Origin of the sequence: Paracoccus kondratievae (assembly GCF_009301415.1) — a bacterium.
GTDB classification, from domain to species: domain Bacteria; phylum Pseudomonadota; class Alphaproteobacteria; order Rhodobacterales; family Rhodobacteraceae; genus Paracoccus; species Paracoccus kondratievae.
Genome location: NZ_CP045072.1, coordinates 136707 through 156265, shown reverse-complemented (window position 1 = coordinate 156265; position 19559 = coordinate 136707). Strand labels below are relative to the sequence as shown.

General features: G+C 65.1%; 18 protein-coding genes. 9 read left to right on the top strand and 9 right to left on the bottom strand.

From position 1 onward, the window contains the following. The first annotated feature begins 35 nt into the window (after nt 1-35). From trpA to F8A10_RS00795, 4 genes are all read left to right on the top strand, one after another. Nucleotides 36-833 carry a tryptophan synthase subunit alpha gene (trpA, locus tag F8A10_RS00810; RefSeq protein ID WP_152366488.1) on the top strand — a complete coding sequence of 266 codons (798 nt, stop codon included), beginning with the start codon at nt 36-38 and terminating at the stop codon, nt 831-833. 119 nt (nt 834-952) lie between these two features. Beyond that, nucleotides 953-1570, top strand: coding sequence for a glutathione S-transferase family protein (locus tag F8A10_RS00805; protein ID WP_085502209.1), 618 nt, complete (start codon nt 953-955; stop codon nt 1568-1570). Nucleotides 1571-1581: 11 nt separating this feature from the next. Continuing rightward, nucleotides 1582-3111, top strand: coding sequence for a VOC family protein (locus F8A10_RS00800; RefSeq protein ID WP_010397829.1), 1530 nt, complete (start codon nt 1582-1584; stop codon nt 3109-3111). A 206-nt stretch (nt 3112-3317) separates the two neighbouring features. After that, entirely contained in the window at nt 3318-3911 is a 594-nt protein-coding gene (locus F8A10_RS00795) for an NADPH-dependent FMN reductase (protein WP_010397827.1), read from the top strand. Nucleotides 3912-3941: 30 nt separating this feature from the next. Here F8A10_RS00795 and F8A10_RS00790 read toward each other — a convergent pair whose 3' ends face one another. Together F8A10_RS00790 and F8A10_RS00785 are read right to left on the bottom strand one after the other, a co-directional pair. After that, the gene (locus F8A10_RS00790; protein ID WP_152366487.1) at nt 3942-4343 is read right to left on the bottom strand and encodes a DUF1801 domain-containing protein; all 402 of its coding nucleotides are present in this window, start codon (nt 4341-4343) and stop codon (nt 3942-3944) included. Nucleotides 4344-4483: 140 nt separating this feature from the next. Continuing rightward, entirely contained in the window at nt 4484-5428 is a 945-nt protein-coding gene (locus tag F8A10_RS00785) for a ring-cleaving dioxygenase (protein WP_010397823.1), read from the bottom strand. Nucleotides 5429-5547: 119 nt separating this feature from the next. On the opposite strand from F8A10_RS00785, the gene F8A10_RS00780 reads away from it, so the two are divergent. From F8A10_RS00780 to F8A10_RS00770, 3 genes are all read left to right on the top strand, one after another. After that, nucleotides 5548-6501, top strand: coding sequence for a LysR family transcriptional regulator (locus F8A10_RS00780; RefSeq protein WP_152366486.1), 954 nt, complete (start codon nt 5548-5550; stop codon nt 6499-6501). Then, entirely contained in the window at nt 6498-7517 is a 1020-nt protein-coding gene (locus F8A10_RS00775) for an LLM class flavin-dependent oxidoreductase (RefSeq protein ID WP_010397817.1), read from the top strand. Before F8A10_RS00780 ends, F8A10_RS00775 begins: the two co-directional genes overlap by 4 nt. Nucleotides 7518-7585: 68 nt before the next feature. Then, nucleotides 7586-9358 carry a monovalent cation:proton antiporter-2 (CPA2) family protein gene (locus F8A10_RS00770; RefSeq protein WP_010397815.1) on the top strand — a complete coding sequence of 591 codons (1773 nt, stop codon included), beginning with the start codon at nt 7586-7588 and terminating at the stop codon, nt 9356-9358. Here F8A10_RS00770 and F8A10_RS00765 read toward each other — a convergent pair. From F8A10_RS00765 to F8A10_RS00735, 7 genes are all read right to left on the bottom strand, one after another. Continuing rightward, nucleotides 9355-9918 (bottom strand): HutD/Ves family protein, encoded by a 564-nt coding sequence (locus F8A10_RS00765; RefSeq protein WP_085502167.1) that lies wholly within the window; start codon nt 9916-9918, stop codon nt 9355-9357. The two genes, F8A10_RS00770 and F8A10_RS00765, sit on opposite strands and share 4 nt — an antisense overlap. A gap of 31 nt (nt 9919-9949) precedes the next feature. Further along, nucleotides 9950-10978, bottom strand: coding sequence for an AbrB family transcriptional regulator (locus F8A10_RS00760; RefSeq protein ID WP_152366485.1), 1029 nt, complete (start codon nt 10976-10978; stop codon nt 9950-9952). A gap of 64 nt (nt 10979-11042) precedes the next feature. Then, nucleotides 11043-12812, bottom strand: a complete 1770-nt coding sequence (locus F8A10_RS00755) for an acetyl/propionyl/methylcrotonyl-CoA carboxylase subunit alpha (RefSeq protein ID WP_193668131.1) — start codon at nt 12810-12812, stop codon at nt 11043-11045. Then, nucleotides 12809-14362 carry a 5-oxoprolinase subunit B/C family protein gene (locus F8A10_RS00750; RefSeq protein WP_227493393.1) on the bottom strand — a complete coding sequence of 518 codons (1554 nt, stop codon included), beginning with the start codon at nt 14360-14362 and terminating at the stop codon, nt 12809-12811. The genes F8A10_RS00755 and F8A10_RS00750 overlap by 4 nt, the downstream gene beginning before the upstream one ends. Before the next feature lie 2 nt (nt 14363-14364). Beyond that, a complete protein-coding gene (locus tag F8A10_RS00745; protein WP_152366483.1) occupies nt 14365-15156 on the bottom strand; it encodes a putative hydro-lyase in 792 nt (263 codons plus the stop codon). After that, the gene (locus F8A10_RS00740) at nt 15153-15926 is read right to left on the bottom strand and encodes a LamB/YcsF family protein (protein WP_152366482.1); all 774 of its coding nucleotides are present in this window, start codon (nt 15924-15926) and stop codon (nt 15153-15155) included. The genes F8A10_RS00745 and F8A10_RS00740 overlap by 4 nt, the downstream gene beginning before the upstream one ends. 55 nt (nt 15927-15981) lie before the next feature. Continuing rightward, complete coding sequence (locus F8A10_RS00735) at nt 15982-17217, bottom strand: NRAMP family divalent metal transporter (RefSeq protein ID WP_152366481.1); 1236 nt, start codon at nt 17215-17217, stop codon at nt 15982-15984. 304 nt (nt 17218-17521) lie between these two features. Here F8A10_RS00735 and F8A10_RS00730 point away from each other — a divergent pair, with 304 nt between their 5' ends. Both F8A10_RS00730 and F8A10_RS00725 read left to right on the top strand, forming a co-directional pair. Then, complete coding sequence (locus F8A10_RS00730; RefSeq protein WP_085502163.1) at nt 17522-18199, top strand: GntR family transcriptional regulator; 678 nt, start codon at nt 17522-17524, stop codon at nt 18197-18199. Nucleotides 18200-18305: 106 nt separating this feature from the next. Next, entirely contained in the window at nt 18306-19502 is a 1197-nt protein-coding gene (locus tag F8A10_RS00725; RefSeq protein ID WP_010397794.1) for an HPP family protein, read from the top strand. The last annotated feature ends 57 nt before the right edge of the window (nt 19503-19559 follow it).

The window sequence follows — 19559 nt, the reverse complement described above, 5'->3', positions numbered from 1 at the left end:
GGCTAGGGCTGTGCGGAACAAGAGGGAACAGGCGCATGACCAGAATCGACGACACTTTCGCGCGGCTGGCCGAAACCGGCGGCAAGGCCTTTGTCGCCTACATGATGGGCTGCGACCCGGATTTCGACCGCTCACTGGAAATCATGCGCGGCCTGCCCGACGCAGGCGTGGATATTATCGAGCTGGGCATGCCCTTTACCGACCCGATGGCGGATGGCGCCACGATCCAGGCGGCGGGCCAGCGTGCGCTGGCGGCTGGGGGCAGCGTCAGCCGGGTGCTGGAGATGGTGCGGGCCTTTCGCGCCGACAACAACAGCACCCCAATCGTGCTGATGGGTTATTACAACCCGATCTATGCGCGTGAAGGTGGCGTTCCGCGCTTTCTGGCCGATGCGGCCGAGGCCGGGGTTGACGGGCTGATCGTCGTCGACCTGCCGCCCGAGGAAGACGCCGAACTGTGCCTGCCCGCGCGCGAGGTGGGGCTGAACTTCATCCGCCTTGCTACGCCGACCACTGACGACCGTCGCCTGCCAGCGGTGGTCAAGAACACCAGCGGCTTTGTCTATTACGTCTCGGTCACCGGCATCACCGGGGGCCCCGCTGCCAATGCCGCCGAAGTCGCGCCCGAGGTCGCCCGCATCCGCGCCAGCGCCAACCTGCCAGTGGTGGTCGGCTTTGGCATCTCGACCCCCGAAGCGGCGCGGGCGGTGGCAAGCGTTGCCGATGGCTGCGTCGTCGGCTCGGCCATCGTCAAGCTGATCGGCGAGGGGCGCCCCGTGCCCGAGATCCTGTCCTTTGTCGCCGAACTGTCAGCCGGCGCGCATAGCGCCTGAGGGCTGAACCGCTCCTCCGTCGGCGCGTTCGATAGGGCAGAACACCACGTTCCCTCCCTTGCGGGTTGGAGAAACACGGTGCAACGCTATCTTGAACGCATCTGATGACGGAGGATTTCATGCCCACCCTGTTTTATCACGCCGGCGCATGTTCGCTTGCACCGCATATCGTGCTGGAATGGACCGGAACGCCCTATGAGGCTGTGGCGGTCGAGTTCGGCTCGCCCGAACTGTTGGCCGTGAACCCGGCTGGCGCCGTTCCGGTCCTGCGCGAGGATGACGGCTGGACCCTGACCCAGGCGGGCGCGATCCTGCATCACCTCGTGCGCAAGCACCCGCAGGCCGATCTGGGCGGCGGCGACGATCTGCACGCCTCGGCCGAATTTGACCGCTGGTCGAGCTTTTTCACCGGCGATTTGCATCCGGCCTTTTTCCCGGTCTTTACCCCCCGGCGCTATACCACCAGCCGCGAACAGGCCGACCACGACGCGGTACAAGAGGCCGGGCGCAAGCTGGTGCGCAAGCGGCTGGCGCAGCTTGATGCGCATCTTGAGGGGCGGGAATGGGTTCTGGACCGCCGCTCGGCGATCGACGCCTATGCTTTCCCGATGCTGCGTTGGGCCATGAAAGTGCTGCCCGAAGGCATCAGCGGCTGGGCCAATGTGCAAGCCCTGCATGACCGTATTGCGGCCGATCCGGCCGTACAAACCGTTCTCGCCCGCGAAGAGGGCGCCTGAGGAGACAAACCATGCTGTCTGGCATCCATCACGTCACCGGCATTACCCGCCGGGTTCAGGCCAATGTCGATTTCTACGCCGGTTTTCTGGGCCTGCGTCTGGTCAAGCGCACCGGAGGCTATGAGGATGCCGAACAGCTGCACCTGTTTTATGGCGATGCGCTTGGCTCGCCCGGCTCTCTCATCACTTTTCTGGTGTGGGAGGACGGCGCACCCGGCCGCGTCGGCCATGGGCAGGTCTCGGAAATCGCGCTTGCCGTGCCCCCTGACAGCATCGGCGACTGGCTGACCCGCGCCATGACCGCGCGCGTGCCGGTCGAGGGGCCGCTGCGCGAACAGGGCGAAACCGTATTGCGGCTCAAGGACCCCGATGGCGTGATCGTCAAGCTGGTCGGGATAGCCCTGCCTGCGGCGGCTCCCCTGCCTGATCCGATCGCCCCGACGCGGCTGCGCGGCGTGACCATCCTGACCGAACAGCCCGTCGCGACACGTGAATTTCTGACCCGCTTTGGCTATCAGCCCGGCGCGGCAGGCGGCGCGATCCAGCGTATGGAATCGGACACGGATATCATCGACGTCCGCGATGCCACCGGATTTTTCCCCGGCATCCCCGGCACCGGCATTCTGGATCACGTCGCCTTTCGCGCAGCCGATGCCGATGCTGTGCGTCAGATGCGGCTTGCGCTTAAGGGCACCGACGCGACCAGCGTGCACGACCGGAAATATTTCCTGTCGCTTTATGTGCGCGAACCGGCGGGGACACTTTTGGAATATGCGACCGACGCCCCCGGATTCACCGTGGACGAGGCCCCCGAACATCTGGGCGAGACGCTGTTCGTCCCGCCCCATGACGCGGCCCGCGCCGAAGATCTGCGCGTGATCCTGCCGCAATTCTCCCTTCCGGGAAAGGAAAGGCAACCGATGCGAGACCTGCATTTCGTCCATCGCTTTCACCGGCCGGACAGCCCGGACGGCAAAACCATCGTCCTGCTGCACGGTACCGGCGGTAATGAATCCGATCTGATGCCGCTTGCCCATCGCATGGCACCGAATGCCACGCTTTTGGGCGTGCGCGGCCGCTCATCCGAGGAAGGCATCAACCGCTGGTTCCGCCGCCATGACGCCGTGACCTATGATCAGGCCGATATCCGGGCCGAGGCCGAAGCTTTTGCCGGCTTCATCGCCGAGGCGGCGCGGGCCTATGATCTGGACCCGGCGGCACTGACCTATCTGGGCTATTCGAACGGCGCGAACCTGCTTGGGGCGCTGATGCAGCTTTATCCCGGCCTGATCCGCAGTGCGGTCCTGCTGCGGGGCATTCAGGTGCTGGAAGAGCCCCCCACCCTTGAGCCGCAGGCGCTAAAGGACAGTCGCGTGCTGATGCTGACCGGGGCGCGTGACCCCTTTGCGCGCATGGCACCGGCGCTTGAACGGGCCTTGCAGGATGGCGGCGCGGCGCTTGAGGTGCAAACGCTCGACGCCGGGCACGAGCTGCAGCCCGAGGATCTGGCACAGGGGAAAAGCTGGATCGACCGCGCCTGACAGGCACCCCGGGAATGACAGCGGCAGGCGGGTCAAAAGGCCCGCCTGTCCGTTTCTGCCCAGACATCAGGCCGTTCCAAAATATCGAACACTGTATCCGATGCCGGTTGGCTTGCCCGGAAACCCCGCAGGGGGCAGGTTAAGACCACGACAGTTATCCAAGGCCGCAACCGGCCCCCGAAAGATCATCACAAAGGATCACGAACATGACCCGCAAACCCCATATCGCCATTATCATCGGCTCGACCCGCGCCGCACGCTTTGCCGACAAACCCGCCGCCTGGCTGCTGGAGAATGCGCAAAAGCGCGAGGACATGACCTTTGAACTGGTCGATCTGCGCGACTATGACCTGCCGCTTTTTGACGAGGTCGCCTCGAACCTGTGGGTGCCGTCGCAGGACCCACGCGCGGTGAAATGGCAACAAAAGCTTGCCGAGTTCGACGGCTATATCTTTGTCACTGCGGAATATAACCACTCGGTCAGCGGCTCGCTCAAGAACGCGCTGGATCAGGCTTATAAGGAATGGAACCACAAACCGGCGGCAGCCATGGGTTATGGCGGCGTCGGTGCTGCCCGCGCCATCGAGCATTTGCGCGGCATCGCGGTCGAGTTGCAGATGGTGCCGCTGCGCCATGCCGTGCATCTGGGCGGGGGCGATTTCTTCAAGGTCTCGCCGCTGGGCGCCAATGGCGAGATGACCGAGGTCGAGGCGAACCTGCTGCCCTCGCTCAACGCCATGCTCGATGAACTGAACTGGTGGGCCGAGGCGACCATCGCCCAGCGTGCCAAAACCGCCTAAGGCGGTCAGATCAGCAAAAAGACGGGGCGGTCATTCTGGCCGCCCCTTTTTCTTGCTCTGGTTCAGGGCCACGGCGGCACGGATCAGCGCCTTCAGCGCCCCGGCGTCGATCTGGTCACCCGCGCGCAGATCGATGGCGCGGCGGGTGTTACCCTCCAGACCGGCGTTAAACAGACCCGAGGGATCCTCAAGCGACGCACCCCTGGCGAAGGTCATCTTGACCACCTGCTTATAGGTCTCGCCCGTGCAGATGATGCCGTCATGCGACCAGACCGGCACGCCGCGCCATTTCCATTCCTCGACCACCTCGGGATCGGCCTCGTGGATCAGGGTGCGCAACTGCGCCAGCGTCTCACCCCTCCAGTCCCCCAGCTCTGTGATCCGGGCGTCAATCAGCTCTGAGACAGGCTTGTCCGTGTCCGGCTGGATCATTCCCCACTCCCCCTATGTCCTGTTGCGTGTGTCAGGATGGAACCAAACACCCGTCGGTCGCAACCGTTCCCATCGGCGCCGGGCCATATGAAAAAGGCCGCCGGATCGCTCCGACGGCCTTTCATGTCAGGGGGTACGTCTTAGTCCAGCGGTTTCAGTCGCGCCTCGATCATCGCGCGCTGACCTTCCAGGAAGGGCGGCAGCGACAGCGTTTCGCCAAGGCTCTCCAACGGCTCATCCACGGCGAAACCGGGGTCGTCGCTGGCGATCTCGAACAGGTTTCCACCCGGTTCGCGGAAATAGAGCGAGCGGAAATAGTAACGCTCGACCTCGCCCGAGTTTGGCACCCGCATATCGGACAGACGCCGCGCCCATTCGTGGATCGCCGGTTTGTCGGGCACGCGGAAAGCAACGTGATGCACCCCGCCCGCACCCGGACGCGCCACCGGCAGATCGGGCTGGACCGCAACATGCAGCTCGGCCGAAGGGCCGCCCTGCCCCATCTCATAGACATGGACCGTGCCCTGCCCGTCGGGGCTGGCATAGTCGCGGACCTTGCGCAGGCCCATGACCTGGGTCAGCACGAGCTCGGTCGGGGCAAGTTCAGGTACCGAAATGGTGATCGGCCCCAGCCCGTGGATCTGATGCTGCGCCGGCACCGGGCTTTTCTCCCAAGGCGCGGTCACGGCATCGGGTGCATCCTCGGTCAGACGGAAACGCTGGCCCTCGGGGTCCTCGAAATCAAGGCTCGCGCGACCGTCGAGGGATGCAATCTGCCCAAGGCTCAGCCCGCGGTCAGCCAGCCGCCCGGCCCAGAAGTCCAGACTGTCGCCCGCAACCCGCAATCCGGTGCGGCTGATCGAATGCGTCCCGCGCCGCTCAGGCGCTGCCGGCCAGTCAAAAAAGGTCAGGTCAGTGCCGGGACGGGCCAGCCCGTCAGCATAAAACAGGTGATAGGCGCTGGTATCGTCCTGATTGACGGTCTTTTTCACCAGCCTCAGCCCCAGCGTGTCGGTATAGAACCGTTTGTTGCCGGGCGCATTCGCCGTGATCGCCGTCAGGTGGTGAATTCCGGTGAGCTCCATGATGGGCCTCCTTTCTCTTGGCACCAATATCGGGCATGGGGGCCGTTTCCACCACAGCAGCGGCGGCGAACCTTGTGTTCGCCTATTGCGAACGCCGGCACAGCAGGTAAGCTTGCGCCATGCGCTATGACCTGAACGATCTTGAGACATTTCTGACGGTGATGGAGCTTGGCACCGTCACCGCCGCCGCCGCCCGTCTGAACCTGTCTAAATCTGTGGTCAGCAAGCGGATCACCGATCTTGAGGGCACGCTGGGCGCGGCGCTGTTTCGCCGCAACGCCGGCCGCATCACCCCGACCGAGGCCGCTTTGCGTCTGGCCGAACGTCTGCGCCCCGCGCTGACCGAGCTGATTGCCGCCGCCGAAAGCACCGCATGGGATATGGACGGGCTTGCCCCCTTGCGCGGCAGCCTGTCGATTGCCGCACCGATGACCTTTGGCGTGATGCATCTGGGTCCGATCATCGCCCGTTTCGCCGCCCTGAACCCCGAGCTTGAGATCAGCGTCGATTACGACGACCGCGCCCGGGACCTTGCGCGCGAGGGTTTCGACATCGGCATCCGCATCGGCAAAATGCGCGACAGGGCGCTGATGCAGCGCAAGCTGTGCGAAGATGAAAGCGTCGTCTGCGCCAGCCCCGCCTATCTGGAACGCAAGGGTCGGCCCCGGACACTGGCCGATCTGCGCGATCATGAGGTGATCGGCTACAGCCACCTGCCTAACAGCCAGCTATGGCAGTTTCAGGACCGCGACCGCTTTGTGTCCCCGGTCGTGCAGGGACGGCTGTCGATGAACAATGGCGAGGCGATCCGCGACATGGCGATCGGGGGGCTTGGTCTGGCCATCCTGCCCGGTTTCATCGCCGCGCCCGCGCTTGCCGACGGGCGGCTGGAGCGGGTGCTTGAGGGCTTTGACACAAGGCCGCTGCCCGTGGTCGCGGTCTGGCCCCCGGTTTCCCCCATGCCTGCCAAGCTGCGCCGGTTTGTCGACCATCTGGCAGCCGAGCTGCACCGCCCGCCATGGCAGGCCCCCCTGTCCCAGCATCCCCCCGCAACCACCGAGGCGACCCCGTGAAAAAGATCGGATTTCTGTCCTTTGGTCATTGGTCGGACGAACCCGGCTCACAAAGCCGCAGCGCACAGGACACGCTGCTGCAATCGATCGAGCTTGCGGTTGCGGCCGAGGAACTGGGCGCGGACGGTGCCTATTTCCGCGTCCATCACTACGCCCGCCAGCTTGCCTCGCCTTTCCCGCTGCTGGCGGCAGTAGGCGCGCGTACCAGCCGCATCGAGATCGGCACAGCCGTCATCGACATGCGCTATGAAAACCCGCTTTACATGGCAGAGAACGCCGGGGCTGCCGATCTGATTTCGCAGGGAAGACTGCAACTTGGCATCTCGCGCGGCTCACCCGAACAGGTAATCGAGGGCTGGCGCTATTTCGGCTATTCGCCCGCCGATGGTGAAAGCGATGCCGACATGGCCCGCCGCCATGCCGAGATGTTTCTGAACGTGATCGAAGGTCACGGCTTTGCCCGTCCGAACCCGCGCCCGATGTTTCCCAACCCGCCGGGCCTCTTGCGGATCGAGCCGCATTCGGCCGGTTTGCGTCAGCGCATCTGGTGGGGGGCGGCGTCGAACGATACCGCCCGCTGGGCGGCGCGGCTGGGGATGCATCTGCAAAGCTCGACCCTGAAAACCGATGAGACGGGCCAGCCATTTCACATCCAGCAGGCCGAACAGATCCGCGCCTTTCGCGAGGCATGGGCAGCGGCGGGGCATGAACATGAGCCGCGCGTTTCGGTCAGCCGCTCGATCTTTCCGCTGATCGACGACCGCGACCGCCGCTATTTCGGTCGCGGCGGGCAGGACAGCGACCAGGTCGGCTTTATCGAACGGACCCGCTCGATCTTTGGTCGCAACTACGCAGCCGAGCCCGACCGCCTGATCGAAGAGCTGCGCGCCGATGAGGCCATCGCCGAGGCTGACACCCTGCTTTTGACCGTGCCGAACCAGCTTGGCGTCGATTACAACGCCCATGTCATCGAGGCCGTGCTGAAACACATCGCCCCCGCGCTTGGTTGGCGCTGAGCATGGTGCTTTGTGATCGGCAAGGCCCGGTATAGGCTGACCCGAAACAGAGCGCGAACGGAGGGTAAATGGCAACAGAGGTAACAGCCGCCGCCGAGGCGGCAGGGCATGGTGGCGGCCTGCCGCTGCTCAGCGTGGTGGTCTTGCTGGCGGCAGCGGTGCTGGCGGTCCCCCTGTTTCGCAAGATGGGCCTGGGCTCGGTCCTGGGCTATCTGGCGGCGGGGCTGGCGATCGGACCCTTTGGCCTTGGCTTTTTCCACGACCCACAGGCGATCATCCATGTCGCCGAACTGGGCGTGGTGCTGTTTCTGTTCGTTATCGGGCTGGAGATGCAGCCGTCGCGCATCTGGGCGATGCGGGGCGAGATATTCGTCCTTGGCTTTGCGCAGGTGCTGCTGGCCATCGCATTGCTGACCTGCGTGGGGCTGGCGCTGGGTTTCCCGGTCGCGGCCAGCTTTGTCTCGGGCACCGGCTTCGTGCTGACCTCGACCGCCATCGTCATGCAGATGCTGGCCGAGCGCAATGAAATCGCCCTGCCCAAAGGCCGCCGCATCATCGCCATCCTGTTGTTTGAGGATCTGGCCATCGTCCCCCTATTGGCAATGGTCGCCTTTCTGGCCCCGGGAGGAGAAGAGGTCACCCTGCCCCAGCGCCTTGCCGGCGTTGCCATCGGGCTGGGCTGCATCGCCGCGCTGGTTGCGGCGGGGCGCTATCTGCTGAACCCGATGTTCGCCTTTCTGGCGCGCTTTGGCGGGCGCGAGGTGATGACCGCCGCGGCGCTGCTGGTGGTGCTGGGCTCGGCACTGCTCATGCAATGGGGCGGGCTGTCGATGGCGATGGGCGCGTTCCTGGCCGGGGTGCTGTTGTCGGAATCAAGCTTTCGCCACCAGCTTGAAGCCGATGTCGAACCGTTCCGCGGCCTGCTTTTGGGCCTGTTCTTCCTTGGCGTCGGCATGGCGCTGGATTTGCGCATCATCGCCGGAAACTGGGCACTGATCGCAATCTGCGTGCCAGCCTATATGCTGCTGAAGATGCTGGTGATCTATTGCGTAGGCCGGACGCTGCGCGCCAGCCGGTCCGAGGCGCTGGAACGCGCGGTGCTGATGGCGCAGGGCGGCGAATTCGCCTTTGTGCTGTACTCCAGCGCCATGCAATTCGGCATTATCAACGGCCAGAACAACGCGGTGCTGACCGCCATTGTCATCGTCTCGATGGTGCTGACACCGCTGATGGTCATTCTGCATGATCGTCTGGCACCGAAACCCGCACCATCGCTTGACGGGGTCGAGGCCGCGCAGGGGTTAGAGGCACGGGTCCTGATGATCGGATTCGGCCGTATGGGTCAGATCATCAGCCAGCCGCTGATCGCGCGCGGCCACTCCATCTCGATCATCGAGAAGGACCCCCAGACCATCCGCGACGCCAATGAATTCGGCTTCAAGATCTGGTATGGCGACGGGGCGCGGCTGGACATCCTGCACTCTGCCGGGGCGGGGAACGCCAGCCTGATCATCGCCGTTCCCGGCGACCGCGAGGCCACCACCCGCATCGTCGAGCTGATCAAGCACGAATTCCCGCTGGTGCCGGTCATCGCCCGCGCCTTTGACCGCGAGCATGCGCTGGAACTGATCGAGGCCGGGGCCGATTTTCAGCTGCGCGAAACGCTGGAAAGCGCCTTTGTCATGGGACGCGAGGCGCTGTTGCAGCTGGGCGATGACCCTGACGAGGTCGACGAGGTCATGGAAGAGATCCGCGGCCGCGACGCCGAACGCTTCAAGATGGAATGCGTCGGCGGCATATTTGCCGGCCGCGATCTGTTGCTGAGCAACCGGGCCGATTAGGCGTCGTCGATCTCGATCAACCAAAGGTCAGGGGCGGGGCCGACCGGCAAGGCCGCCTCGGCCCCCTCACAATAAAGCGCATCCAGCGGCTCCAGCGCCATCGTCTTACCCGCGAATTCCAGCGTTACCGGCGCGGTGGCAAGTAGCAGCCGCCACTGCGGCGCGCCGGTGGCCTGCGTGCTTAGCCGTGTCAGCCGGTGGGTAAAGGCGCCGCGCCGGGTCATCACGTTCAGATCGGTGATCGGCCCGGCCAGCAGCCGCGCCGAGGTCGGCACATCGGCGGCAAAGGCCATCGGTTCGGAATCAGGCGTCAGTTGCCGGGTCGGCGTACCCTGAACATGCAGCTCGATCCCCTCGCCGGTCAGCACGGCAAGCGTCCGGTCGATCTGGGGAAAGATCGAGAAATCACCGTCCTCGCTCACTCCGGCCATGCTGATACGCCAGCCGAAATCAGCCAGCCCCGCGCCGTGGGGGTGAACGGCGACCTCGACCGTCTCGCCCCGACCATTCTTCCACGGCATGCGGCGGTGTTCGGCGGCTTTCAGGATGCGATGACTCATGCGGATACTCCCCTTTTTCCCTGGCCCGCGGCTAACGCCGTCCCAGCAGCTTACCCACCACCGGACCCAGCAGGATGACGATGATCATCCGCAGCAGATGGTGACTGACGACATAGGCCAGATCGGCCCCGGCGATCAGGGCAATGACCACCATCTCGGCCTGTCCGCCGGGCAAAAATGCCAGAAATGCGTCCAGCCCCGAGGCAAGACCCAGATGCACGATCGCCTCGATAAAGATCAGGCTGATCGCGGCCAGAAACAGCGCATAGACGATGCCCGCCGTCACATGCAGACGCAGTTCGCGCAGGGTAATGCCGGCGTATTTCACCCCCACCGCGATGCCGATGAAAAATTGCGCGGCCTGTATCATCTCGGCCGGAGGGCGATGCGTGATCAGCCCCGACAGCGACAGCGCCGCAGTCAGCACCATCGGCCCAAGGATCGAGGCCCCGAACAGGCCCAGCCGCTCGGCGACCTTCCAGCCGATCAGGCCCGCAGCAATCATCAACGCGATCTCGGTAAGGCCGGTGGCACGCATCGGCGCACCGGGGGGCTGGGACAGGTCCACACCCCACCATGTCGTCATGATCAGCGGCGCGACGGTGACGATCACCAGCACCCGAGTCGCATGGATCAGCGACAGAGCGCGGATATCACCGCCCGCCTCTTCGCCAAAAACCAGCATGTCCTGCAACCCGCCGGGCATTGCCCCGTACCATGCCGTCGCATGATCAAAACCAAAGACGCGGCGAAACAGCGGATAGCCGACCAGCGCGATCACCGCGATGAAGCCCGGCACGAACAGCAGCGAGGCAGCGACATCGGGCAACTCGGCCAGAACGCCGGGCGTGATCGAAGCACCGACCGCCACGCCAAGGATGGTGCGCATGAAGATGCCGAACTGTCCCGCCCCAGCCAAAGGCACGCCCACAAGCGCCGCGATCAGACAGGCCAGCATCGGGCCAAGCAGCATCGGCAACGGCAGATGCAGCAGCAGAAAGACCACACCGCCAAAAGCGGCCAGCGCGAAGGTCAAAAGGCGGCGTTTCGGCAGGCTCATGATCTTTCCCGGCGGGCACCTTGACGCCGAATTGGCACGGCCCGCCGGGGAATGTCAAAGCGCCTTAGCTGATCCGCGCCAAGGGCGCCCCAAAGGCAAGGACCGCGCCCTGTTCGGCGATCCGAGTCAGCTTGCCCGATTGATGGGCCTCGATACGGGTTTCCATCTTCATCGCCTCGATCACAGCGACAAGCTGACCCTCTTCGACCTCGGCCCCATCCTCGACCTGCCACAGCGTCAGCGTGCCGGGAACCGGGGCTGTCAGCACTGCGGCATCCACCTCGGCCTTGGCAACCTGCGGGACAGCAGCGCCCCCCGCCGGCAACGCGGCCAGCAGATTCGCTGGCAGGCCCAGTTCGTGCCGCTTGCCGTCGATTTCGACCGCAAGACGCAACAGCGGTGCCTGCGGGGCCGGGGCGACGCGGGCATGAGGCGCGACCGCCTTGGCCAAGGCGTCGGCAAAGTCGGTCTCGATCCAGCGGGTATGAACGCGGAAATCACCGCCCTCGGCGCGGAAATCGGACTGGTCCAGCACCGCGCGGGCAAAAGGCAGGACCGAGGCCACGCCTTCGATACGGAACTCGCGCAGCGCCCGCTGGGCCCGTTGCAGGGCCTCTTGCCGGGTCGCTCCGGTAACAATCAGCTTGGCCATCATCGAATCAAAGCTGCCCGGCACCACCGAACCCTGTGTCACGCCGCTGTCCAGCCGGATGCCCGGCCCAGAAGGGGCATCGAACACCTCGACCGGCCCGGGAGTGGGGAGGAACCCCCGGGCCGGATCTTCCGCATTGATGCGGAACTCGATGGCATGGCCGCGCGGCTCGGGCACCGATTCGTCGGCCAGCCGTGCACCCTGCGCGACGCGGATCATACCGCGGACCAGGTCGATACCGGTGGTTTCCTCGGTCACCGGATGTTCGACCTGCAGGCGGGTGTTGACCTCAAGAAATGAGATCGTGCCATTCGCGGACAGCAGATATTCGACCGTCCCCGCCCCCGAATAACCGGCATGAGCACAGATGGCGCGGGCGGAATCATGCAGCCGCGCGCGCTGGTCGTCACTCAGGAAGGGGGCCGGGGCCTCTTCGACCAGCTTCTGGTTGCGCCGTTGCAAGGAACAGTCACGGGTGCCGATCACCTTGACCGTGCCGTGCTTGTCGGCCAGCACCTGCACCTCGACATGGCGCGGACGGTCAAGGAATTGCTCGATGAAGCATTCACCACGACCAAAGGCTGTCAGCGCCTCGCGCGTTGCCGATTCGAAAAGCTCTTCGACCTCTTCCAGCCGCCATGCGACCTTCATACCGCGCCCGCCACCGCCGAAAGCGGCTTTGATGGCGATCGGCAGGCCGTGTTCGCGGGCAAACTCCAGCGCATCGGCTGCGCTTTCGACCGGGCCGGGCGTGCCGGCAACCAGTGGTGCACCAACGGATTCGGCAATGCGGCGGGCCTCGATCTTGTCGCCAAGCGCCTCGATCACGCTGGGGTCCGGACCGATCCAGATCATCCCGGCATCCTGCACAGCCTGGGCAAAATCCGCGCGCTCGGACAGGAAACCATAACCAGGATGGATCGCATCAGCCCCCGCCGCCCGGGCGATGGCGATGATCTTTTCCGCATCCAGATAGGTCTCGGCCGGGATATCGCCGCCAAGGGCATGTGCCTGATCGGCCATGCGCACAAAGATCGCATCGCGGTCGGCATCGGCATAGACGGCGATGCTTTCGATACCCTCGTCACGGCAGGCGCGGATCACCCGGACGGCGATTTCGCCCCGGTTGGCGATCAGCAGGCGGCGGATCGGGCGGGTGGGGCCGGTGGCGAAAATGGTCATGCGGGCCTCTCTGGCGTGATGGGTGCGAAATCGGCGCGGGCGGTAAAGCGGATGCGGGCGCCGGGCGGGATCTGCCCGGCCAGATCCAGCGCCTCGGGGCGCAGGGTGGCAATGACCGGATAACCTCCGGTCAGGGGATGGTCGGCCAGAAACAGCACCGGCTGACCGGAATGGGGGATCTGGATCGCCCCGGTCTCGGTCCCTTCCGAGGGCAGCTCGGCCGCGTCCTCACGCGTGATCGCATCGCCCTGCAAACGAATGCCAACGCGCGAGCTTTGCGGCGTCACCAGCCATTCCTGCGTCAGGAAATGCCGGATCATTGCGGGCGTGAACCAATCGGCGCGAGGACCCAGCATCACGGGCAGTTCGACCAGATCACCGGGTTGGGGCAACTCGGGCTCGATCCCCTCGGCCACCACGGCGACGGCCGAATGATTGCCGGGGGCAAGCACCGCACCCGCCGTAACGGGATCGGGGCCGACATGGGCCAGCGTATCAGTCGCGGCCGAGCCAAGAACCGGCGCAACCCGGAAACCGCCACGCAGGGCCAGATAGCTGCGCATCCCGGCCTGAGGCGGATCAATCGTGATCTCATCCCCCGCGTCCACGGCAAAGGCCGCGCCGCGCGGGATGGAATGTCCAGCCACGCTTGCCTGTCCCGCGCCGGTCAGCGCCAGGGTCATGGGCAGGTCGGCACATAGCCGGACAGGACCCAGCGTGATTTCAAGAACCGGCAGGTCCGAGGCATTGCCAACCGCGCGGTTTGCACGCCGAGCCGCGCCCATATCAAGCGCGCCCGAGGCCGAAACCCCCTGCCCGCCCTGACCGGGCCGTCCTTCGTCCTGAAAAACCATCGGAAAGGCGGTCGAGATCACGCGCAGCCCTTTGGCAGGCCGCGGCTGGGGAATCGCGGCAGAGGGGTGGACCTCGGCCCTTCGCGCCACGAAACGGCAGCGCACGCCGGGACGCAGCAGCGCGGGTGGATCGCGGTCCAGATCCCACATCGGCACTTCGGTCTGGCCAATCAGCTGCCAGCCGCCGGGGGTTTCCTGCGGATATACGCCGCAAAAACGCCCGGCCAGCGCCACCGAACCCGCAGGAATGCGGGTGCGCGGCGCAGGACGGCGCGGCAGATCGAAACGCGCATCATCGCAGGTCATATAGGCAAACCCGGGCGCAAAGCCGCAAAAGGCGACCTGCCAGGTGGCCTCTTGATGGGCTGTGATAACCTCGGCCTCGCTTAGCCCCATATGGGCGGCGACATCGGCCAGATCCTCGCCACCATAGGTCACGGGCAGCTCGACCGTTTCGCTGGCGCGCGCATTGGGCGGCGTGCCGGGGGCGGGCTGGCGCGCCAGAATTGCGCTGGCCAGCCGACCATCGGCAAAAACGCCGGGGGCAGTGCGAATCATCAGCGTCCGCGCAGCCGGGATGATCTCGGCCACGCCGGGCACCGGATCGGCCAGCAGCGCGTCAAACAGCGCCAGCGTCTGATCCAGATCCTCAAGCTCGGCCAGAAATGTGCGGGGACCGACAGGCAGAAAACGCATGCTCATACCTGCCAATGCGTGTCCGGCACGTCGGTAATGAACATGTAGCCCGGCGCATGGGTAATGGCAAAGGGCGGTTTCGACGCCATGACCGCTGCCTGCGGGGTCACGCCGCAGGCCCAGAACACCGGCACTTCGCCCGGCCTGACCTCGACCGGATCGCCGAAATCGGGCCGCGCAAGACCGGCGATGCCCAAGGCCTCGGGCGCGCCGATATGGACAGGCGCACCATGTACCGCCGGGGTACGGCCCGAGATCATCGCCGCCTCGGCCACGCGCGCAGCCGGGATGGGGCGCATCGAGACGACCATCTTGCCCTGCAACCGCCCCGCCGACCGGCAATCGCGGTCGGTCAGGAACATCGGTACGTTGCAGCCCTGCGAGATGTGGCGGATCTCGATCCCTGCCTGTTGCAGCGGGGTTTCAAAGGTGAACGAGCAGCCGATCAGAAAGGTCACCAGATCGGGATGCTCGGCCCATGCTGCGGTCGCGTCGGGGGTTTCTTCGACCAGCTCACCGTCACGCCAGATGCGATAAAGCGGGATATCGGTACGCAGATCAGCGTCCGGAGCCAAAGCCGTACGGTGGCTGCCGGGGTCGGTCACGTCCAGCACCGGGCAGGGCTTGGGGTTACGCTGCGCATAAAGCAGGAAATCCCAGGCCCAGTCCCTGGGCAGCGAGATCATGTTGCACTGGGTGAACCCCGGTGCCATGCCCGCGGTCGGACGCGCAGCGCCCTCGCGGCAGGCCAGCCGGGCCGCACGGGCCAAGGCAGGATCGGGCAGCAACGTCATGCCGCGCCCCCCGCGGCCGGGGCAATCGCTACCCCACCCGCCAGCAGCACCTCGCGGATACGGGCAGCCATGGCCACCGCCCCGGGACTGTCGCCATGCACGCAAATGCTGTCAGCATGAAGATGCAGGGTCGAACCGTCTGCCGCCTCGATCTTGCCCTCGGTGGCAAGGCGCAACATGCGTGCAGCGACCGCCTCGGGGTCGTGCAGGACCGCCCCCGCCTCGCGGCGTGAGACCAGCTGGCCATCGGGACGATAGGCGCGGTCGGCAAAGGCTTCGGCAATGGTGGGCAGCCCCGCTTCGGCCGCTTGCGTCAGGATCTGCGACCCGGCAAGGCCCATCATGGCAAGCCCCGGATCAACGGCCTTGATCCCCTCGATCACCGCCGCGCCCTGTTTGGGCTCAACGGCGATGGTGTTGTAAAGCGCGCCATGCGGCTTGACGTAGCTGACGCGGGTGCCGGCGCTGGCACAGATGCCTTGCAGCGCGCCGATCTGATAGATCACATCCGCGACCAGCTCGGCATGGGTCACATCCATCGGGCGGCGACCAAAGCCTACACGGTCGGGATAGGAGACATGAGCCCCGACGGCCACGCCACGCGCCGCCGCCTCACGCACGGTGGCAAGGATGGTCAGCGGATCGCCGGCGTGAAAGCCGCAGGCAACATTGGCCGAGCTGACGATGCCCAGCATTGTGGCGTCATCGCCCATCTTCCAGGCGCCATAGCCTTCCCCCAGATCACTGTTCAGGTCGATGTTGCGGGTCATGTGTTCCTCCGGGAATTCGGGCGGCAGGCCCGGACGGGCCCACCGCGATCATGGTTCAGGCGCCCAGGAAGGCAAAGATCGGGCCGATGGATTTAATGCCCATATACCAGGTCAGGGCGCAGACCAGCGCGCTGGCGACAAGCAGCGGCCGGTTATAGATATGCCCGCCCATCAGATCGGCGCGCGCAAAACCGATATAGGTAAAGATGGTCAGGCCGATGGGCAGGATCAGCCCGTTGAAACCGCCGACAAAGACCAGAATGGCGGCCGGCGCGGTGCCAAGCGACAGATAGACCGCCAGCGAGATGGCGATAAAGATCACCGTGGCGATGTTGCGGTCACGATCGCTCATATTGCGGAAGGCAACGAGGAAGCTGACCGAAGTATAGGCCGCGCCGATGACCGAGGTGATGGCGGCAGCCCAGAAGATCAGGCCAAAGATCCGCATGCCCCAATCGCCCAGCACCACGGCAAAAGCCTGCGCGGCGGGGTTCGCAGCCTGACCCGACAGATCCAGCGTCACGCCCGAGGCGACGACGCCAAGAATGGCGAGGAACAGCACGAAACGCATCACGCCGGTCACCGCGATCCCGGTCAGCGAGGCGCGGGTGACGGCGGCAAGATTGTGCTCGCCCACCAGCCCCTTGTCCAGCAGGCGATGCGCGCCGGAATAGGTGATATAGCCGCCCACAGTGCCGCCCACGATGGTGGTAATGGTCGCGAAATCGACGATCTCGGGCAGCACCATCTGGCGCAGCGCCTCGCCCACCGGTGGGTTCGACACAAAGGCGACGATCAGCGTCATCACGATCATCAACAGCCCCAGCGCGATCAGCGAACGGTCAAGCAGCAGCCCCGCCCGGCGCGACAGAAAGATACCGATGGCCAGCGCCGCCGACAGTGCACCGCCGATCTTGGGCTCAAGCCCGAACATCGCGTTCAGACCAAGCCCTGCCCCGGCGATATTGCCGATGTTAAAGGCCAGCCCGCCGATCAGCACCAGAATCGCCAGCAGATAGCCCGCGCCGGGGATCGCCGCATTGGCGGTGTCCGAGGCATTGCGCCGCGTCAGCGCGGTGATGCGCCAGATGTTCAGCTGCACCACAAAGTCGATCAGGATCGACGCAAGAATGGCAAAGGCAAAGGCAGCGCCCAGCTTTGCCGTAAAAGTCGCGGTCTGGGTGATGAAACCCGGCCCGATGGCCGAAGTCGCCATCAGGAAGATCGCCGCCATGAACCCACCGCGCGCGGCGGCTGAGGCGGCAGAGGGGGAGTTGACGGATTCGGCCATCGGTCTTGCTCCTGCTGCAAGGGTGGAGTGCGTCTTGGGAATACCTGAATGTGAATTCAACAAGACAATCCGTCAACGATAATTTGACATTCCATGCGATATTGTTGAACAATTTTTTTCGAAGACAAGAACGATTTGCCCATATGCTGGGCATTTTGCCAGTTTTTTGTCCCATCTCCTGATACTGTTCCCGCTTGCGCAGGACCAGAAAAACCGTCGAATCGTCGTACGATGCCTTGTCTGCCCTGCGCCTCTCGGCCAAGATCGCCGGACCTTTCTCGCACGAGCCCCAGACCGCCAGTCCATGACCAAGGAACCCGCCGCGCCAGCGGACAGCCGCGACTCTTCCCTAAGCCTTGCCGAGGGCATCGCTGCCCGGCTGCGCGATCAGGTCACCGGCGGGACCCTGGTGCCCGGCCAGCGCCTGTCCGAGGCACGGCTTGCGGCCGAACTTGAAATCTCGCGCAATACGCTGCGCGAGGTATTCCGTCTGCTGACCCGCGAAGGCATCCTCAGGCATGAGCCGAACCGGGGGGTTTTCGTCGCGGTACCCTCGATGGCCTCGATCCTTGATATCTATCGCGTGCGGCGGCTGATCGAGGTGCCGGCCCTTGCGCAGGCGTGGCCCGGCCATGCCGCCGTCACCCGCATGCATAACGCGGTGGAACAGGCGAAAGAGCTGCAAAAGATCCCCGATTGGCGCGGCGTTGGCAGCGCCAATATGGAATTTCACGCCGCGATCGTCGCCCTGACCGACAGCCCGCGACTGATCCAGTTCTTTACCCAGATCATCGCCGAGCTGCGGCTGGCCTTTGGTCTGCTCGACAGCCCCGAACTGCTGCACCAGCCCTATATCCCCCGCAATGCCGAAATTCTGGGCAAACTTGAGCGTGGGGACCCCGCCGCAGCCGCACGGATGCTTGATGATTACCTGAACCAATCCGAACGCGCTGTGCTGGAGGCCTTTGCCCGTCTGGGCTGAGGTCATTGCCGCTCAGCCCTTCCGGGGACTTGCAACCTGCCCGTTCCTGCGACAATTAGGCGCATCGGAAGCCCGTTTTCCGGGCAGGCGCGAAGGATTAACCCAGATGACCAGACCGGCCGGGGCCGTGCTGCATCAGATTGCGCAGGCACTTGGGCCGGCGATTGCGCCCGGCTCGGCGCGCGAGGCACTGCGGGCGGGTATCGGCGCATTGGCAGGGCTGGGCATCTCGGGCCTGTTTTTGCTGTCCCCGGCGATTGACCTGCAGCTGGGACTTTACATGATCGCCCCGTTTGGTGCGACCTCGGTGCTGGTCTTTGCCGTGCCGAACAGCCCGCTGGCGCAGCCCTGGTCGGCAGTGGTCGGCAATGCGATCGCCGCGGCCGTCGGCGTGCTTGCCTGTATGCTGACGTCTGACACGGCGCTTTGCATTGCGCTGGCTGTCGGGGCGACGATCACGGCAATGATCCTTTTGCGGGCGGTGCATCCCCCGGCGGGTGCTGTCGCCATGACGGCGGCGCTAAGCCCCGATGCAATCCGCGAGCTTGGCTTTCACTTTGTGCTGGCCCCGGTTCTGGCCGGGACGGTCGCGCTGGTCGGCTTTGCGATGATCTATGCCCGGCTGACCGGGCGGCGCTATCCTTTTCGCCAGTTCGACGAGCCGGGACCACATGGCACCGCCGATCACCCGGCGATGGAGCGGCTGGGCCTGTCCCGAGAGGAACTGACCGAGATCCTGCAACGCTATCGCCAGTCCCTGAACCTGGGGGTCGAGGATCTGGCCCGGCTGATCGGAGCCGCCGAATTGCAGGCAGCCACCCATCATACCGGCCCGCTGACAGCGGCGGATGTGATGTCGCGCGACCTTGTCACCGTGTCGCCTCAGACCCGGCTGGTGCAGGTCGCCGATATCTTTCGCCGCCACGGCTTTACCTCACTGCCGGTGGTCGAGGATGACAATCAGTTTCGCGGCGTCATCTTTCAGCTGCATCTGATCCGCCGCGCGCGCGAGGACGCCTTTCGTCACGACCGCCGGTTCCTGTCCGCCATGTCGGACCTGCTGAACCCGCGCCGCTCGAACCCCACCCGCGCCCATGAGATCATGCAGACCGATTCTCCGCATGTTGCGCCCGATACGCCCATCGCGGCGCTGCTGCCGCTGCTTGCCTCGGGGGAATGCGACGCGGTGCCGGTGCTGGACGGGCCGCGAATTGTCGGCATCGTGACCCAGACCGACCTGATCTCGGCGCTGGCCCGCCAAAGCCTGCGACAGGAACTGGCCGCGCCCGACATCACCCCCTAGTCGGCGCAGATCGCCCGGCGATGTGCGATCCGGCACAGTCACACACCGGAACATGAC

What these genes read in the sequence shown, in the direction of transcription:
- F8A10_RS00800 (WP_010397829.1), top strand. Translation starts at nt 1,582, where the DNA reads ATGCTGTCTGGCATCCATCACGTCACCGGCATTACCCGCCGGGTTCAG.
- F8A10_RS00760 (WP_152366485.1), bottom strand. Translation starts at nt 10,978, where the DNA reads ATGAGCCTGCCGAAACGCCGCCTTTTGACCTTCGCGCTGGCCGCTTTT.
- F8A10_RS00765 (WP_085502167.1), bottom strand. Translation starts at nt 9,918, where the DNA reads ATGAGTCATCGCATCCTGAAAGCCGCCGAACACCGCCGCATGCCGTGG.
- F8A10_RS00745 (WP_152366483.1), bottom strand. Translation starts at nt 15,156, where the DNA reads ATGACGTTGCTGCCCGATCCTGCCTTGGCCCGTGCGGCCCGGCTGGCC.
- F8A10_RS00725 (WP_010397794.1), top strand. Translation starts at nt 18,306, where the DNA reads ATGACCAGACCGGCCGGGGCCGTGCTGCATCAGATTGCGCAGGCACTT.
- F8A10_RS00780 (WP_152366486.1), top strand. Translation starts at nt 5,548, where the DNA reads ATGCGCTATGACCTGAACGATCTTGAGACATTTCTGACGGTGATGGAG.
- F8A10_RS00750 (WP_227493393.1), bottom strand. Translation starts at nt 14,362, where the DNA reads ATGCGTTTTCTGCCTGTCGGTCCCCGCACATTTCTGGCCGAGCTTGAG.
- F8A10_RS00730 (WP_085502163.1), top strand. Translation starts at nt 17,522, where the DNA reads ATGACCAAGGAACCCGCCGCGCCAGCGGACAGCCGCGACTCTTCCCTA.
- F8A10_RS00790 (WP_152366487.1), bottom strand. Translation starts at nt 4,343, where the DNA reads ATGATCCAGCCGGACACGGACAAGCCTGTCTCAGAGCTGATTGACGCC.
- F8A10_RS00805 (WP_085502209.1), top strand. Translation starts at nt 953, where the DNA reads ATGCCCACCCTGTTTTATCACGCCGGCGCATGTTCGCTTGCACCGCAT.
- F8A10_RS00770 (WP_010397815.1), top strand. Translation starts at nt 7,586, where the DNA reads ATGGCAACAGAGGTAACAGCCGCCGCCGAGGCGGCAGGGCATGGTGGC.
- trpA (WP_152366488.1), top strand. Translation starts at nt 36, where the DNA reads ATGACCAGAATCGACGACACTTTCGCGCGGCTGGCCGAAACCGGCGGC.
- F8A10_RS00735 (WP_152366481.1), bottom strand. Translation starts at nt 17,217, where the DNA reads ATGGCCGAATCCGTCAACTCCCCCTCTGCCGCCTCAGCCGCCGCGCGC.
- F8A10_RS00785 (WP_010397823.1), bottom strand. Translation starts at nt 5,428, where the DNA reads ATGGAGCTCACCGGAATTCACCACCTGACGGCGATCACGGCGAATGCG.
- F8A10_RS00795 (WP_010397827.1), top strand. Translation starts at nt 3,318, where the DNA reads ATGACCCGCAAACCCCATATCGCCATTATCATCGGCTCGACCCGCGCC.
- F8A10_RS00755 (WP_193668131.1), bottom strand. Translation starts at nt 12,812, where the DNA reads ATGACCATTTTCGCCACCGGCCCCACCCGCCCGATCCGCCGCCTGCTG.
- F8A10_RS00740 (WP_152366482.1), bottom strand. Translation starts at nt 15,926, where the DNA reads ATGACCCGCAACATCGACCTGAACAGTGATCTGGGGGAAGGCTATGGC.